The organism is Duganella radicis (genome assembly GCF_009720825.1).
Lineage (GTDB): Bacteria > Pseudomonadota > Gammaproteobacteria > Burkholderiales > Burkholderiaceae_D > Rugamonas > Rugamonas radicis.
The window spans coordinates 50907-65624 of the sequence record NZ_WNKY01000024.1 but is presented as its reverse complement, the minus strand read 5'-3'; the positions used below and the strand labels follow the sequence as shown (position 1 = coordinate 65624).

Below are 14718 nucleotides of genomic sequence, written 5' to 3'. Positions count from 1 at the left end.
TTAGCGCGTTTTTGTTGAAACCTGGATAAAAAAGCCCCGGTCAGGCGGGGAACCTGTCGGGGCTTTTGGTCAATTGGCGGAGAAAGCTCGTTTGACTGGATGGAAGTGTAATTTTGCTTTCTTAAAATTGCCTTAGTAGAATGCTGGACGGATTTGAAGGATACTTATGCAGATCAAAATTAACGAAGTACTGCGCGCTTACATCGAGCCGCTGACCGAGAGTGAATATCAGGCGCTGGAGCGCAGCATCCTGAGTGAAGGCTGCCGCGATGCGCTGGTGCTGTGGGAAGACGTGCTGGTGGATGGCCACAACCGTTACCAGATCTGCCAGCAGCATGGCATTCCGTTCAAGGTGACGGAAAACACCAGCTTCCGCAATCTGGAAGACGTCAAGCTGTGGATGATCGATAACAATCTCGGCCGCCGCAGCATTTCGGATTATCAGCGCGGCGTGCTGGCGTTGCGCAAGAAGGAAATCATGGCGGCGCGCGCGCTGGAGCTGGCGGCCGAAGCGGCCGCCGAGGATGCGCGTATCGCGCCGCAGGAGGGCGAGGAGGCGCCGAAAAAACCGGCCGCCATGCCGCTGGCCTCGCGCGAGGACATCGCCCGCGCCGCCCGCCTGAGCACCGCGACCCTCGGCCAGATCGAGAAAATCCAGAAGACCGCCACGCCGGAACTGGTGGAGGCGGTGCGCTCCGGCACCATTTCGATCAACGCGGCCGCCACGGTGGCCTCGCTGCCGGAAGAAGTGCAGTTGGCCGCGGTGGCTGGCGGCAAGAAGGAGTTGCAAAAGGCCGCCAAGGAAGTGCGCGATCTGCGCGCCGCCTCGCGTCCGGCCAAGGAGCCGAAAGAGCCCAAGGCCGCGCCATCAGTGGACTATGGCGACATCCCGACCGACGTGGCCGAGCTGCGTGCCGAAAACATCGCGCTGCGCGAAAAGAACGCGGCTTTGCTGGAAGAGATCACTGTCCTGCAACGCCGTATTTCCGAACTGGTCAGCGCCTGATGCGCGCGCCCGTCACTTTGGCGTGCCTGGTGGCGATGAGCGCGGCGGTGGCCGCGCCAGTCGCGTCCGTTGCGCCAGTGGACGAGCCGGCGCGCCTGCAAGCCGCCGCCAGGCGCGTCACCATCCTGCGTGACAAGTGGGGCATTCCGCACATCTACGGCAAGACCGATGCCGATGCGGTGTTCGGCATGGTCTACGCCCAGGCCGAAGATGACTTTCATCGCGTGGAGCTTAACTTCATCAACGCCATGGGACGCCTGGCGGAAGTGGAGGGCGAAGAGGCGCTGTACAAAGACCTGCGCATGAAGCTCTTCATTAATCCGCAGGACCTGCAACGCCAGTACGCCGTCGCGCCGGCATGGCTGAAAAAGCTGATGAACGCCTGGGCCGATGGCCTGAACTACTATCGGCAAACGCATCCTGATGTGAAGCCCGCGCTGCTCACGCACTTTGAGCCGTGGATGGCGCTCAGCTTCAGCGAAGGCAGCATCGGCGGCGATATCGAAACCATCGACATCAAGCAGTTGCAAGCGCTGTACGCCAATGGCGCCACGCTGCCGGTGCTGCTATCGTCCAACGACCGCATCGACATGGACAGGGAGCCGGGCGGCTCCAACGGCTTTGCCATTGCGCCGTCGAATACGAAGAACGGCCGCGCGCTGCTGATGATCAATCCGCACACCTCGTTCTACTTCCGTCCGGAGATTCAGGTCCACAGCGAACAAGGGCTGAACGCATATGGTGCTGTGACGTGGGGCCAGTTCTTTGTCTATCAGGGCTTTAACGACCGCGTGGGCTGGATGCATACGTCTGGCGGCGGCGATGTGATCGACGAATATCTCGAAACCGTCAACGAGAAGGACGGCCAGTTCTTCTACAAATATGGCGATGAACAGCGTCCGCTGAAAGCGGTGGACATTGCGCTGCCTTACAAGACGGTGAGTGGCATGGCCAGCAAGACGGTGCGCGTCTACTACAGCCACCACGGTCCCATCGTGCGCGCCAAGGACGGCAAGTGGGTGGCCGTGCGCCTGATGAACGAGCCTTTGAAAGCGCTGACGCAATCCTTCATCCGCACCAAGGCCCGCAACTACAAGGCCTTTTATAAGTCGATGGAGCTGCGCACTAATTCGTCCAACAACACCGTGTACGCGGACGCCGACGGCAATATCGCTTACTTCCATGGGAACTTCATCCCGCGCCGCGATCCGCGGTTCGACTGGAAGCATCCGGTCGACGGCAGCAATCCGGCCACCGAATGGAAAGGCCTGCACGAGGTCAGGGAAACCATCACGCTGTTCAATCCGAAGAACGGCTGGATTCAGAACACCAACAACTGGCCATACACCGCCGCTGGCGCCTACAGCCCGAAGGCGAAAGACTATCCGGCCTACATGTCGATGAATCCCGAGAATCCGCGCGGCATCCACGCCGTGCGCGTGCTGGAAAACAAAAAGGACTTCACCATCGACAGCCTGATCGCGGCCTCCTACGACAATCAGTTGCCAGCCTTCGAGCCCCTGTTGCCGCAACTGTTTTCCGCCTACGACGAACTGCTGGCCGACGATCCGCGCAAGGCCGCGCTGGCGCCGCAGATCGCCGCGCTGCGCGGCTGGGATATGCGCTACACGCTGGAGTCGACCGCCACTTCGCTGGCGATCTACTGGGCACAGGACCTGTGGACGACTTACCAGCCGGCCGCCAAGGCCAAGGAAGTGCAGGTGCTGGATTACATTCAGGCCGCCATCACGCCGCAGCAGCGCATCGAAGCGCTGGAGCGGGCCGTGGCCAAGCTGGAAAAGGATTTCGGCAACTGGCAGACGCCGTGGGGCGAGATCAATCGCTTCCAGCGTTTGACCGGCGACGTGGTGCAGTCTTTCGATGACAACAAACCTAGTCTGCCGGTGGCTTTCGCCTCGGCCAACTGGGGTTCGCTGGCGGCGTATGGCATGACCTCGAAGCAGACCACCAAGCGCATTTACGGCGAACGTGGCAACAGCTTCGTGGCGGCAGTGGAGTTTGGGCCGCGCATCAAGGCGCGCAGCATTCTGGCCGGTGGCCAGAGCGGCAATCCGGCTTCGCCGCACTTTGACGACCAGGCCGCGATGTACGCGCGCGGTGAGTTCAAGGATGTGCTGTTCTACAAAGCGGACGTGGAGAAGAACCTCGAACGCCGCTACCATCCAGGCGAGGAATCAGGGCTGAGGGAATTCAGCCTGCTCGGGGTGCTCGACCTGCGAGGTCTTCGACCATTGCAGGTTCTCGACCTTGTTATTGCGGACGTTGCCGTCGCGGTGGCGGATGGCCGGCAGCTTGTTCGGATTGGGCAGATAGGCCTCGGCCACCAGATCGTGCACAAAAAACTCACCGGTGCGCGTGCCGCCACGCAGCTTGACCTTCAGGCCTTCCGGGTACAGCGTCGGTTTCAGCACGCTGACCTTGGAGCCGGCGGATAGCATCACACGGCCGTCTTTGGAGACCTTGTAGTAGTCGCTGCCGACGACCGGCTTGGCGCTGGCGACCAGAATCGAGTAGGCGAAGCCGAGGGCCAGCACCACGGCTATGATAATTAAGTAGATCATGCGCCGAATATTAGCAGCTAAATCGCGTCCAGCGAACGCTGAATATCGGCCTTTAAGTCCTCTAAATCTTCAATTCCCACCGACAGGCGGATCAAACCATCGCCGATGCCCAACGCCGCGCGCTGTGCGGCGGGGATGGAGGCGTGCGTCATCAGGGCCGGGTGTTCGATCAGGCTTTCCACGCCGCCCAGGCTTTCGGCCAGCGCGAACACTTCAAAGCTTTCGAGGAAGCGGCGCGCGCCCGGCAAGTCGGTATTCAGGTCGATCGAGATGATGCCGCCGAAGCCCTGCATCTGCCGCTTGGCCAGCGCGTGCTGCGGGTGCGATTCCAGGCCGGGATAAAACACTTTGCGGATTTTTGGCTGTTGCTCCAGCCACCGTGCCAATGCCAGCGCGCTGGCGCAGTGGCGCTCCATGCGGATGGCCAGCGTCTTCACGCCGCGCAGGGCGAGGAAGCTGTCGAACGGGCCGGCGATGGCGCCGACGGAATTCTGCAAGAAGGCCAATTGTTCGGCCCACGCCTTTTGATGGCCCTCGCCACCCACCACCGCGATGCCGCCGATGATGTCCGAGTGGCCGTTCAGGTACTTGGTGGCCGAATGCACCACGATGTCGAAGCCGTGTTCCAGCGGGCGTTGCACGATCGGGCTGGCGAAGGTGTTGTCGGCCACCGCGATGATGCCGCGTTCGCGGCAGATGCTGGCGATGGCCTGCAAGTCGGCCAGCTTGAGCATGGGATTGGTCGGTGTTTCGACCCACACCATTTTGGTTTCCGGCCTGATCGCGGCCAGCAGGTTCTCGGGATTGGTCAGGTCGACGTAAGTGAAATCGTGGCCGGCGCTGCGGCGGCGCACGCGTTCGAACAGGCGGTAGGTGCCGCCATACATATCGTCGCCGGCGATGATGTGGGAGCCGGCATCGGCCAGCTCCAGCGCCGTCGAAATCGCGGCCAGGCCGGAGGCGAAGGCGAAACCTTGCGCGCCGCTTTCCAGATCCGCCACGCAGCGTTCCAGCGCCCAGCGGGTGGGGTTGTGCGAGCGGCCGTAGTCCAGTCCCTTGTGCACGCCCGGACTCTCCTGCACGAAGGTGGAGGTGGCGTAAATCGGCGGCATGATGGCGCCGGTGGACGGATCAGGCGATTGGCCGGCGTGGATCACACGCGTGGCCAGGGCGGATTTTTTATCGTTCAAGATAGCGTCCTTCGCAGATGATTGAGCAGATCGTAGCGGGTAATCAGGCCGTAGAAGGTGGCGCCTTCAGCCACCACGGCGGTCAGTCCGCGGTCCAGCGTATTGCGCAGGGCGTGCAGGTCGGAGGAGGGCAGCAGGATTTCCAGCCGCCGCGTCATGGTCGTGCCGACCGGATTGTTGAAGCGCTCCGGCTGCGTACCCACCGACAGCAGCAAGTCCGATTCATCGATGATGCCGACCAGCTGGCCGTTCGACAGCACCGGCAGCTGCGCCACGTCGGCCGCGCGCATGCGGTTGAAGGCGATCATCAGCGTATCGTCGGGCGTGACGCTGATGACTTCACCGGCGTCGAAGCGGCGGCCGATCAGGTCGCGCAGGTCGTTATGGCGCGGGCGCTCCAGCAAGCCCTGGTCGCGCATCCAGCCATCGTTATAGACCTTGGAGAGATAGCGCGTGCCGGTGTCGCACACAAAGCTGACCACGCGCTTGGGCGTGGTTTGCTCGCGGCAGTAGCGCAGTGCGGCGGCCAGCAGCGTGCCGGTGGACGAGCCGCCCGGTATGCCTTCCTCCTTCAGCAGGGCGCGCGCGGTGGCAAAGCTTTCCTGGTCCGTGATGGTGTAGGCCTGCTTCACCGCCGTCATGTCGGCGATGGCGGGGATGAAGTCTTCGCCTATGCCTTCCACCGCCCACGAGCCGCTGGTGTCGGAGACATGGCCGGTCCGCACGTATTCGGCCAGGATGGAACCTTTGGGATCGGCCAGAATGAATTCCACCTGTGGTGCGACCTTGCGGAAGTAGCGCGTCAAGCCGGTCAGCGTGCCGGACGAGCCGACGCCGACCACGATGGCGTCGACATCGTGCCCCATCTGTTCCCAGATTTCCGGGCCGGTGGTGGTTTCGTGCGCCAGCGGGTTGGCGGGATTGTTGAACTGGTCCGAGTACCACGCGCCCGGCATCCCGGCGGCCAGCCGCGCGGCGTAATCCTGATAGTACTCGGGATGGCCTTTGCCGACATCGGAACGGGTGGTGCGCACCTCGGCGCCCAGCGCCTTCAGGTGCAGCACTTTCTCGGTCGACATCTTGTCCGGCACCACCAGCAGCACGCGGTAGCCTTTCAGCCGTCCGACCAGCGCCAGTCCGAGGCCGGTATTGCCGGCCGTGGCTTCGATGATGGTGCCGCCGGGCTTGAGCAAGCCTTGCGTCTCGGCCGCCTCGATCATGGCCAGGCCGATGCGGTCCTTGATCGAGCCGCCGGGGTTTTGCGATTCCAGTTTAAGGAATAGTTGGCAAGGGCCGGTATCGAGACGGGTAATCTCTGCCAGCGGCGTCTTGCCAATCAGGGTGAACAAAGCGGGTGTACGCATCTTGGTCTCCTTGCTGCATTAAAAGCAAGTATGCGCCTTTTCCGCTCATGTTGCATTTCCTCAGGACGCAATGTCGTCCGACACTTCCTTGTGGGTCTTGCGGTAGGCGGCGAGCTCGGCTTTGACTTCGGCGCGGGTCTTGGCTTGCACTGGCGCCTGGCCGGCGCGCGGGTCGGGATACTGTTCGCCGTCGCGGATTTCGCCACGCTGGATGGCGGCCAGGGTCTCGGCCTTCACTTCGGCGCGGGTTTTGGTCGAGACGAAGCCGGTGTAACCGGCGTATTCACCGCTGAATTCCTGGGCCGAGACGGCGGCGGAAGCGAACAGGGTGGCGACGGACAGGGCGATGGCGATGTTTTTCATGGTAAGACTCCTTAAGCTGATTTTAAGTTTATGCGATTTAAGCGCATGCGATTAATGTGGGATGATTATTGCACCACGGTGATGTCGTCCGACACTTCCCGATGGGTCTTGCGGTAAGCGGCCAATTCTGCTTTCACTTCGGCGCGGGTGCGTTGCACCACCGGCTCGCCGACCGCTGGGTTGGGGTATTGTTCGCCGTCGCGCAATTCACCGCGCTGGATGGCGGCCAAGGTTTCGGCTTTGACTTCGGCGCGGGTCTTGGTCGAGACCGAGGCGATCTCGTTCAGGAAGTTATCGCTTTCCTGAGCCGACACGGCGGCGGAAACGAACAGGGTGGCGGCGGTCAGGGCGATGGCGACGGTTTTCATGGTATGGCTCCTTGAGTTTTGTTGGCTGGGCGTTGTTGCCCGATGTGTGAATATTAAAGCGTACCCGATGTAATCGCAAGAGATTTATATCAATCGATGCGATAGAATTTATTGATCGGGGCGCATATAATCGGCGGCTTACAACCAGAAGGTATGCAGTGGCAAAACTCTATTTCCGATACTCTGCGATGAACGCAGGCAAATCCACCGCCATGTTGCAGGTGGCGCATAACTATGAAGAGCAGGGCCAGCAAGTGCGCCTGTTCACCGCCGCCATCGACGACCGCTACGGCGTCGGTAAAGTGACCTCGCGCCTGGGTCCGCAGCGCGAGACCGAAGTGTTCACCGCCGATACCGACTTCCTGCAAACGGTGGACAAGAAAATCGCCTGCGTGCTGGTGGATGAGGCGCAGTTCCTGAGCAAGGACCAGGTCAAGCAGCTGCACCAGCTGGCGCAGGTGCGTGGCGTGCCGGTGATCACCTACGGCCTGCGCTCGGACTTCCTGGGCGAACCGTTCCCCGGCTCGGCCTACCTGCTGGCGCTGGCGGACGATCTCGAAGAAATCAAGAACATCTGCACCTGCGGCAAGAAGGCGACCATGAATATCCGCGTCGATGAAAACGGCAAGCGCATCAAGGAAGGCGAGCAGATCAGCATCGGCGGCAACGAGAGCTACCGCCAGGCCTGCGGCCGTTGCTTCTACAGCGAAACCCACTGACGACATGCCGCCAGCGCTCACCGATCTTCCCGCGCTGGATAATCGGCGCGTCAAGACCAGCACCGAGGATGTGCTGGTCGACCGGGTTGTTCCCGGCGAGCTGTTGGTGATCGCGTTTGGTTTCGTGTCGTGGGAGGCGCGGCCGGACTTTGATTTTTACGGCCGGCTGAAAAAGCTGGAGCAGAATAGCGGCCGGCACATCAACAAGATACTGGTGCGTGATTCGGGCAACGCCTGGTATCACCGCAAGATCGATGGGCTGGGAATGCATCCGGATGAAACGGCGGCAAGCTTGCGCGCGCTGATCCGCGAAATCCGGCCGGGCCGGGTAGTCACCATCGGCCAGTCGATGGGCGCGTATGCGGCGCTGATGTATGGCTTGCTGCTGGACGTGCAGCAGGTGCTGGCTTTCGGGCCGCTGTCCTTCCTCGATCCGGCGCAAGCCTTGCTGTACCACGAACGCCGCTGGCTGTCGGTGATGCGCGACCTGGCGGCGAATCCACCGGCGTCCGGCTATGACGACTTGCAGGCGCTGGGCCTCAGCCGCAATGGCGCGCTGCCCGACATGCACATCATCTTCGGCACCAGGCCGGATCAAGGCGGCAAAGAATCCGTCAACCTGGACGCCATGCATGCGCACCGGCTGGCGGCAATGGGCAACTGCACGCTGCATCCCTATCCGTATTCGGGCCACACCGTGGTCCAGCACCTGATCGATACCCAACGCATCAATGCGCTGCTGGCGCGCATCATCATGGATCTGGGACTGCCGGAAGAGGGCCGGGAAGTCAGCGCCGACTGGCACGGCTGGATCGCCGAGAACCTGCGCCTCGGCAGTCCGCCGGAGGAATTGATCGAGATCCTCAAACACCACGGCTTCACCCACGACAGCAGCGTGGCCGCCGTCGCCGCCGCGAGGAGCTAGGCCAGCGGCGCGGTGGCGCGTTGCAGGTCGGCCACCGTGGCTGGCTTGGTCAGGTGCAGATCGAATCTGGCAGCGTAGGCGCGGACCACGTCTTCCTGCTGGCCGTAGCCGGTCAACGCCACCAGCCGGAGCGCGGCGTCGCCGGTTGCTTCGCGAATCGCGGCGGCCAGCGCGTAGCCGTCCATGTCCGGCAGGCCGATGTCGAGGATGGCCACTTGCGGCCGCCGGTGGCGGACCTGGTCCAGCGCCTCGGCGGCGGTGTGGGCGATGCGCACCTCGTGGCCCAGCAGTTCCAGCAGGGCGGCGCCGGCCAGCGCGGCGTCGACGTTATCGTCCACCAGCAGCAGCTGCATGCTGGCGGAGCGGTCCAGCGCCGTCAGCGGGGCTTCCTCGGCAGGCGGCGCGCACAGCGGCAGCACCACTTCAAACTGGCTGCCCAGACCAGCGCCGGCGCTGCGGGCGCTCACCTGGCCGTCGTGCAGATCGACGATCTTGCGCACGATGGCCAGACCCAGCCCGAGGCCGCCGCTGCGCCGGGCCAGCGATTGCGGCGCTTGCTGGAACGGCTCGAATACCCGCGCCATCAATTCCTCGCTCATGCCGATGCCATTGTCGCTGACGGTCAGCCGCGCGTGCGTGGCGTCGGCCGCCAATGTGACCTGGGTGGCGCCGCTGCCGAAGCGGTCGGCGTTGGACAGCAGGTTGTTGAGCACCTGCGCCAGCCGGCTGTCGTCGCCATGTACCCACACTGCGGGCGCTGTGTTCAAGGTGATCGGCTGGCCTGGCATCGACGCCACGGCGTGGCGCGCGACGTCGGCCAGATTGACCGCACGCGCTTCCAGTTGCAACTTGCCGGAGGTGATGCGCGAAACGTCCAGCAAATCATCGACCAGCCGGCGCAGGTGATTGACCTGGCGCCGCATCACGCGCCGCTCCTTGCGGCTGGACGGTTCGTCGCGTAGATCGAGCAAATCGAGCGAGGTGACGATGGGACTGAGCGGATTGCGTAGTTCGTGGCCCAGCATGGCGAGGAATTCATCCTTGGCGCGCCCGGCCTCGCGCGCCTCGGCCAGCGCCGTCTGGTGGCTGGACAGCGCGCGGTTCAGCGAATCGAGCAGTTGCGCGCGTTCGAGCTCCTGCGCCGTGCGCTGGCGCTCGGCCTGTTCCAGCGCCAGGCCGATTTGTTCGATCTCGGTGATGGCCGAGGGCGCCAGAGCCAGCGGCGCGCCGGAGCCCAGCGCGGCGGCATTCTGCCGCAGGGACTGGATGGTACCCACCAGCCGGTTCGCCAGCAGCGAGGCTGCCGCGATACAAGCCAGCAGCGAAAGCACAATGCCCACGCCAAACACGCCCATGCGCTCGAACGCGGCGTCCCGCAGGCTGTCGGCCGGCTGGCCGACCACCACCGCCCAACCATAGCGCGAGCGCGTGGTGTAGCCGGTGGCCAGCCGCATGCCTTCGCTGCTGACGACGTTGCCGTAGCCTTCCGGCCCCGCGCTTTGCATCAGCGCGGTCAGCGAGGGACTGGGCGCGTCGCCGACTTTGCGTTCCTGATTTTGCGAGCGTGCCACCAGCAAGCGCCTGCCGTCGCGCACCGCGATGACGGCGTTCGCGGGCACCTGCTGGCGCGCGATCAGGCGCACCATGCGGTCGGGAAGGATGACGGCGGTGAGGGTATAACGCTGGCCGGCGCCGCCGCCTACGGCCACCCGCACCGGAAACGCCGTACGTCCGCGCGGCCCACGCGAGATGCTGCCGGCGACTGGTTTGCCATGGGTAAGCAGTTGTTGCAAGCTGTCCCGATCGACCAGGTCCCTGGCAGCGGCGCCGTAGTGGTCCATGGTGCGGAACAGAATCTTGCCGGTATCGTCGGTGAGGATCACGCCCAGCCAGTCGGGCTGGGTCGCCACCAGTGTGCTGGCCGCACTGTAAAAGGCGGGCAAATCGTTGTTTTGCAGCGAAGGCGCGCCGCCCAGGTTGTTCAGGACAGTGACCGCACTGTCAAGCTCGGCATCGACAGCACTGGACAGGGCGCGCGCCAGGTCGAGCATCCATCGCTCCTGTTCGCGTTCCTTGTACTGGCCGGCCGCGTGGATATTCCACGCCCCCAGCAAGGCCAGCGGCAGCAACCCGATCGCGGTCAGCAAAATCAGCGCGTACCGCAAGGAGAACATCAGGCGAGGCCGTGGAAGCATGAATATTTAGACAAGTAAATTGATTCCAACAATTTACAGGAAGAGGGCCGCTTTGTCGTGCACAAAAAAAGCCCACTCCGAAGAGTGGGCGCTAAATCGTTGAGGATCAACGAGGAGATGAATCAGGCTGCGTCGCGGACGGGTTCGAGTTTGCGCATGACTGGCGTCTTGAATTCGAAGCGTTTGATTTCGCCGACCATCAGCAGGTAGCACAGGATGGTGACCACGGCGTTGGCGCCAACGAACACCAGCGCGCCGGAGAAGGAACCGGTCTTTTCCAGAATGTAGCCGATGACGATAGGGGTGGTGATGCCGGCCGTGTTGCCGAAGGTGTTGAACAGCGCGCCGCTCATGCCGCCGGCTTCTTTGGGCGAGGTGTCGGCCACCACCGCCCAGCCCAGCGCGCCGATGCCTTTGCCGAAGAAGGCCAGCGACATCACGGTGATCACCAGCCAGTCCGCCTCAACATAGTTGCAGATGATCATGGTGGTCGACAGCAGCATGCCGCACACGATAGGGGTCTTGCGCGCCACCGATTGCGATTTGCCGGCCTTGATCAGACGGTCGGAAATCACGCCGCCCAGCACGCCGCCGAGGAAGCCCGCCACCGCCGGCAGCGCGGCCACGAAGCCGGCTTTCAGAATCGTCATGTGACGCTCCTGCACCAGATACACCGGGAACCAGGTCAGGAAGAAGTAGGTCAGGGTGTTGATGCAATACTGGCCGATGTACACGCCCAGCAGCATGCGGTTGCCCAGTAGTTGCTTGATGCAGGCCCAGGTGTCCAGCTTGGTGGTGGCCGCGACTTTGTTTTTGCTTTCCAGATCCACCAGCGCGCCGCCGGCTTCGATGTAGGCGAGCTCGGCCGCGTTGGCCTTCGGGTGGTCTTTCGGGCCGTACACGGTCTTCAGCCAGATGAAGGCCATCACGATGCCGAGGCCGCCCATCACGAAGAACACGCTCTCCCAGCCGAAGGAGTGCACCAGCCAGCCCATGATGGGGGCGAACAGCACGGTGGCGAAATACTGCGCCGAGTTGAAGATGGCCGCCGCCGTGCCGCGCTCATTGGTCGGGAACCAGGCCGAGGCGATGCGCGAGTTGCCCGGGAAGGAGGGCGCTTCCGCCGCGCCGATCAGCAGGCGCAGCGTGAACAGCGCCGCCACCGCCGCCGCGCCGGTGAAGAAGCCGACGCCGCCCATCAGCATGGTGAACAGCGACCACAGGAAGATGCTGAAGAAGTAGGTGACCTTGGAACCGAAACGGTCCAGCAGCCAGCCGCCCGGCAATTGCGCCAGAACGTAGGACCAGGCAAACGCGGAGAACACGAAGCCCATTTGTACCGGAGACAGGCCCAGCAGCTTTTTCAGCTCGGGGCCGGCGATCGCGATGGTGGCGCGGTCGGCGTAGTTGATGGTGGTTACTGCAAACAGAATGGCCAGGATCATCCAGCGGACGCGTGTGGCTTGAGGTTGGTGCGTGGTCATGCGGGTCTCCATACTTTTGGTCCGATGATCATAGCCTAGATATCAGACATCATACAACTGGATATCTGCTTTTGCTTCACTAGTAAACGTTTAACTTGTTGATTTTTAACCCAATGCACCAAGCGGGTGCGCCCCATGGTTGTATGACGACATTAAACCCTATGTACGGAGTGGCATCATTTGCACAAATAGGGGGGCAAAGGTTTAAAATAACGGGCGAATTACTCCACAGATCGTTTACGAGGGAATGAACATGGCATCACAAAAATCGAAGATCATCTACACGCTGACGGACGAAGCGCCGCTGCTGGCAACGTACTCCCTGCTGCCCATCATCAAGAAGTTCACTGCACCGGCCGGCGTCGACGTGGTCTCCAGCGACATTTCGGTCGCTGCGCGCGTGTTGGCCGAGTTCCCTGAATTCCTGACGGACGAGCAAAAAGTACCGAACAACCTGTCCGAACTGGGCGCCCTGACCCTCAAGCCTGAAGCCAACATCATCAAGCTGCCGAACATCTCGGCTTCGGTGGCCCAGCTGCAAGCGGCCATCCGCGAACTGCAAGGCAAGGGCTACAAGCTGCCGGACTTCCCTGAAGATCCAAAAACCGACGAAGAAAAAGCCCTGAAGGCGCGCTACAGCAAGTGCATCGGCTCGGCCGTGAACCCGGTGCTGCGCGAAGGTAACTCGGACCGCCGCGCGCCGAAAGCGGTCAAGGAATACGCCCGCAAGCACCCGCACTCGATGGGCGAATGGAGCCAGGCGTCGCGCACCCACGTGTCGCACATGCATGCCGGCGACTTCTACCACGGCGAAAAGTCCATGACCCTGGACAAGCCGCGCAACGTCAAGATGGAACTGATCACCGATTCGGGCAAGACCCTGGTGCTGAAACCGAAGGTCGCGCTGCAAGCCGGCGAGATCATCGACTCCATGTTCATGAGCAAAAAGGCGCTGCTGGAGTTCTACGAGAAGGAAATCGACGACGCCTACAAAACCGGCGTGATGTTCTCGCTGCACGTGAAGGCGACCATGATGAAGGTGTCGCACCCGATCGTGTTCGGCCACTGCGTGCGCATCTTCTACAAGGACGCGTTCCAGAAGCACGCCAAGACCTTCGATGAGCTGGGCGTGAACGTCAACAACGGCATGGTCAACCTGTACGAAAAGATCGAGAAGCTGCCAGCGTCGCAGAAGGACGAAATCCTGAAAGACCTGCACGCCTGCCTGGAACACCGTCCGAAGCTGGCCATGGTCGACTCGGCCAAGGGCATCACCAACTTCCACTCGCCGAACGACGTGATCGTCGACGCCTCGATGCCGGCCATGATCCGTATCGGCGGCAAGATGTGGGGCGCCGATGGCCGCACCGCCGACGTCAAGGCCGTGATGCCGGAGTCGACCTTCGCCCGTATCTACCAGGAGATGATCAACTTCTGCAAATGGCACGGCAACTTCGACCCGACCACCATGGGCACCGTGCCTAACGTCGGCCTGATGGCGCAGCAAGCCGAGGAATACGGTTCGCACGACAAGACCTTCGAAGTGCCGGAAGGCGGCACCGCCAACATCACCGACCTGGACACCGGCGAAGTGCTGCTGACCCAGACCGTGGAGCAGGGCGACATCTGGCGCATGTGCCAGGTGAAGGACGCGCCGATCCGCGACTGGGTGAAACTGGCCGTGACCCGCGCCCGCAACTCCGGCATGCCTGCCGTGTTCTGGCTGGACCCGTACCGTCCGCACGAAAACGAAGTGATCAAGAAGGTCCAGGTGTATCTGAAGGAGCACGACACCAAGGGCCTGGAAATTTCCATCATGTCGCAAGTGCGCGCCATGCGTTACACCCTGGAGCGCGTCTCGCGCGGCCTGGACACCATCTCGGTGACCGGCAACATTCTGCGCGACTACCTGACCGACCTGTTCCCGATCCTGGAACTGGGCACCTCGGCCAAGATGCTGTCCATCGTTCCGCTGATGGCGGGCGGCGGCATGTACGAGACCGGCGCCGGCGGTTCGGCGCCGAAGCACGTGAAGCAGCTGGTGGAAGAAAACCACCTGCGTTGGGATTCGCTGGGCGAATTCCTGGCGCTGGCCGTGTCGCTGGAAGAGCTGGGCATCAAGGAAGGCAACGCCAAGGCGCAAATCCTGGCCAAGACCCTGGACGCGGCCACCGGCAAGCTGCTGGACAACAGCAAATCGCCATCGTCGCGCACCGGCGAGCTGGATAACCGCGGCAGCCACTTCTACCTGTCGATGTACTGGGCACAAGCCCTGGCCGCGCAGACCGAAGACAAGGAACTGGCTGCGCACTTCGCGCCGCTGGCGAAACAGCTGGCTGACAACGAAGCCAAGATCGTGTCGGAACTGAACAGCGTGCAGGGCAAGGCCCAGGATATCGGTGGTTACTACTATCCGGATCCAGCCAAGACCGCCGCTGTGATGCGCCCAAGCGCGACCTTCAACGCCGCCCTGGACGCGGTGTAAGCAGCAAGATTGACTGCCTGCGGCGTCCGTGCGAGGA

The 14718-nt window shown here is 62.5% G+C and carries 11 protein-coding genes; 5 read left to right on the top strand and 6 right to left on the bottom strand.

Going from position 1 to position 14718, the window contains the following annotated elements:
* Nucleotides 1-166 precede the first annotated feature (166 nt).
* Nucleotides 167-1006 (top strand): hypothetical protein, encoded by an 840-nt coding sequence (locus GM676_RS19995; protein WP_155465649.1) that lies wholly within the window; start codon nucleotides 167-169, stop codon nucleotides 1004-1006.
* Complete coding sequence (locus GM676_RS19990) at nucleotides 1006-3462, top strand: acylase (RefSeq protein WP_229262780.1); 2457 nt, start codon at nucleotides 1006-1008, stop codon at nucleotides 3460-3462. Before GM676_RS19995 ends, GM676_RS19990 begins: the two co-directional genes overlap by 1 nt.
* A 143-nt stretch (nucleotides 3463-3605) precedes the next feature.
* Here GM676_RS19990 and GM676_RS19980 read toward each other — a convergent pair whose 3' ends face one another.
* The 4 genes from GM676_RS19980 to GM676_RS19965 form a co-directional block, all read right to left on the bottom strand.
* Nucleotides 3606-4778 carry a trans-sulfuration enzyme family protein gene (locus tag GM676_RS19980; RefSeq protein WP_155465647.1) on the bottom strand — a complete coding sequence of 391 codons (1173 nt, stop codon included), beginning with the start codon at nucleotides 4776-4778 and terminating at the stop codon, nucleotides 3606-3608.
* Entirely contained in the window at nucleotides 4775-6142 is a 1368-nt protein-coding gene (locus GM676_RS19975) for a pyridoxal-phosphate dependent enzyme (protein ID WP_155465646.1), read from the bottom strand. Before GM676_RS19975 ends, GM676_RS19980 begins: the two co-directional genes overlap by 4 nt.
* Before the next feature lie 60 nt (nucleotides 6143-6202).
* The gene (locus GM676_RS19970; RefSeq protein WP_155465645.1) at nucleotides 6203-6505 is read right to left on the bottom strand and encodes a DUF4148 domain-containing protein; all 303 of its coding nucleotides are present in this window, start codon (nucleotides 6503-6505) and stop codon (nucleotides 6203-6205) included.
* A gap of 65 nt (nucleotides 6506-6570) precedes the next feature.
* Nucleotides 6571-6873 carry a DUF4148 domain-containing protein gene (locus GM676_RS19965; RefSeq protein ID WP_155465644.1) on the bottom strand — a complete coding sequence of 101 codons (303 nt, stop codon included), beginning with the start codon at nucleotides 6871-6873 and terminating at the stop codon, nucleotides 6571-6573.
* Between the two features lie 158 nt (nucleotides 6874-7031).
* Here GM676_RS19965 and GM676_RS19960 point away from each other — a divergent pair, with 158 nt between their 5' ends.
* The gene (locus GM676_RS19960; protein ID WP_371866311.1) at nucleotides 7032-7592 is read left to right on the top strand and encodes a thymidine kinase; all 561 of its coding nucleotides are present in this window, start codon (nucleotides 7032-7034) and stop codon (nucleotides 7590-7592) included.
* A 4-nt stretch (nucleotides 7593-7596) separates the two neighbouring features.
* Entirely contained in the window at nucleotides 7597-8517 is a 921-nt protein-coding gene (locus GM676_RS19955) for an alpha/beta fold hydrolase (RefSeq protein WP_155465642.1), read from the top strand.
* Here the strand turns inward: GM676_RS19955 and GM676_RS19950 are convergent.
* Nucleotides 8514-10712 carry a hybrid sensor histidine kinase/response regulator gene (locus GM676_RS19950; RefSeq protein ID WP_155465641.1) on the bottom strand — a complete coding sequence of 733 codons (2199 nt, stop codon included), beginning with the start codon at nucleotides 10710-10712 and terminating at the stop codon, nucleotides 8514-8516. The two genes, GM676_RS19955 and GM676_RS19950, sit on opposite strands and share 4 nt — an antisense overlap.
* 122 nt (nucleotides 10713-10834) lie before the next feature.
* A complete protein-coding gene (locus GM676_RS19945) occupies nucleotides 10835-12196 on the bottom strand; it encodes an MFS transporter (RefSeq protein ID WP_155465640.1) in 1362 nt (453 codons plus the stop codon).
* 253 nt (nucleotides 12197-12449) lie between these two features.
* On the opposite strand from GM676_RS19945, the gene GM676_RS19940 reads away from it, so the two are divergent.
* Nucleotides 12450-14681, top strand: coding sequence for an NADP-dependent isocitrate dehydrogenase (locus GM676_RS19940; protein WP_155465639.1), 2232 nt, complete (start codon nucleotides 12450-12452; stop codon nucleotides 14679-14681).
* Nucleotides 14682-14718 lie beyond the last annotated feature (37 nt).

Excerpts from the sequence above, each read along its gene's own strand:
- GM676_RS19950 (WP_155465641.1), bottom strand. The coding sequence starts at position 10,712 with ATGCTTCCACGGCCTCGCCTGATGTTCTCCTTGCGGTACGCGCTGATT.
- GM676_RS19955 (WP_155465642.1), top strand. The coding sequence starts at position 7,597 with ATGCCGCCAGCGCTCACCGATCTTCCCGCGCTGGATAATCGGCGCGTC.
- GM676_RS19945 (WP_155465640.1), bottom strand. The coding sequence starts at position 12,196 with ATGACCACGCACCAACCTCAAGCCACACGCGTCCGCTGGATGATCCTG.
- GM676_RS19990 (WP_229262780.1), top strand. The coding sequence starts at position 1,006 with ATGCGCGCGCCCGTCACTTTGGCGTGCCTGGTGGCGATGAGCGCGGCG.
- GM676_RS19965 (WP_155465644.1), bottom strand. The coding sequence starts at position 6,873 with ATGAAAACCGTCGCCATCGCCCTGACCGCCGCCACCCTGTTCGTTTCC.
- GM676_RS19940 (WP_155465639.1), top strand. The coding sequence starts at position 12,450 with ATGGCATCACAAAAATCGAAGATCATCTACACGCTGACGGACGAAGCG.
- GM676_RS19995 (WP_155465649.1), top strand. The coding sequence starts at position 167 with ATGCAGATCAAAATTAACGAAGTACTGCGCGCTTACATCGAGCCGCTG.
- GM676_RS19975 (WP_155465646.1), bottom strand. The coding sequence starts at position 6,142 with ATGCGTACACCCGCTTTGTTCACCCTGATTGGCAAGACGCCGCTGGCA.
- GM676_RS19970 (WP_155465645.1), bottom strand. The coding sequence starts at position 6,505 with ATGAAAAACATCGCCATCGCCCTGTCCGTCGCCACCCTGTTCGCTTCC.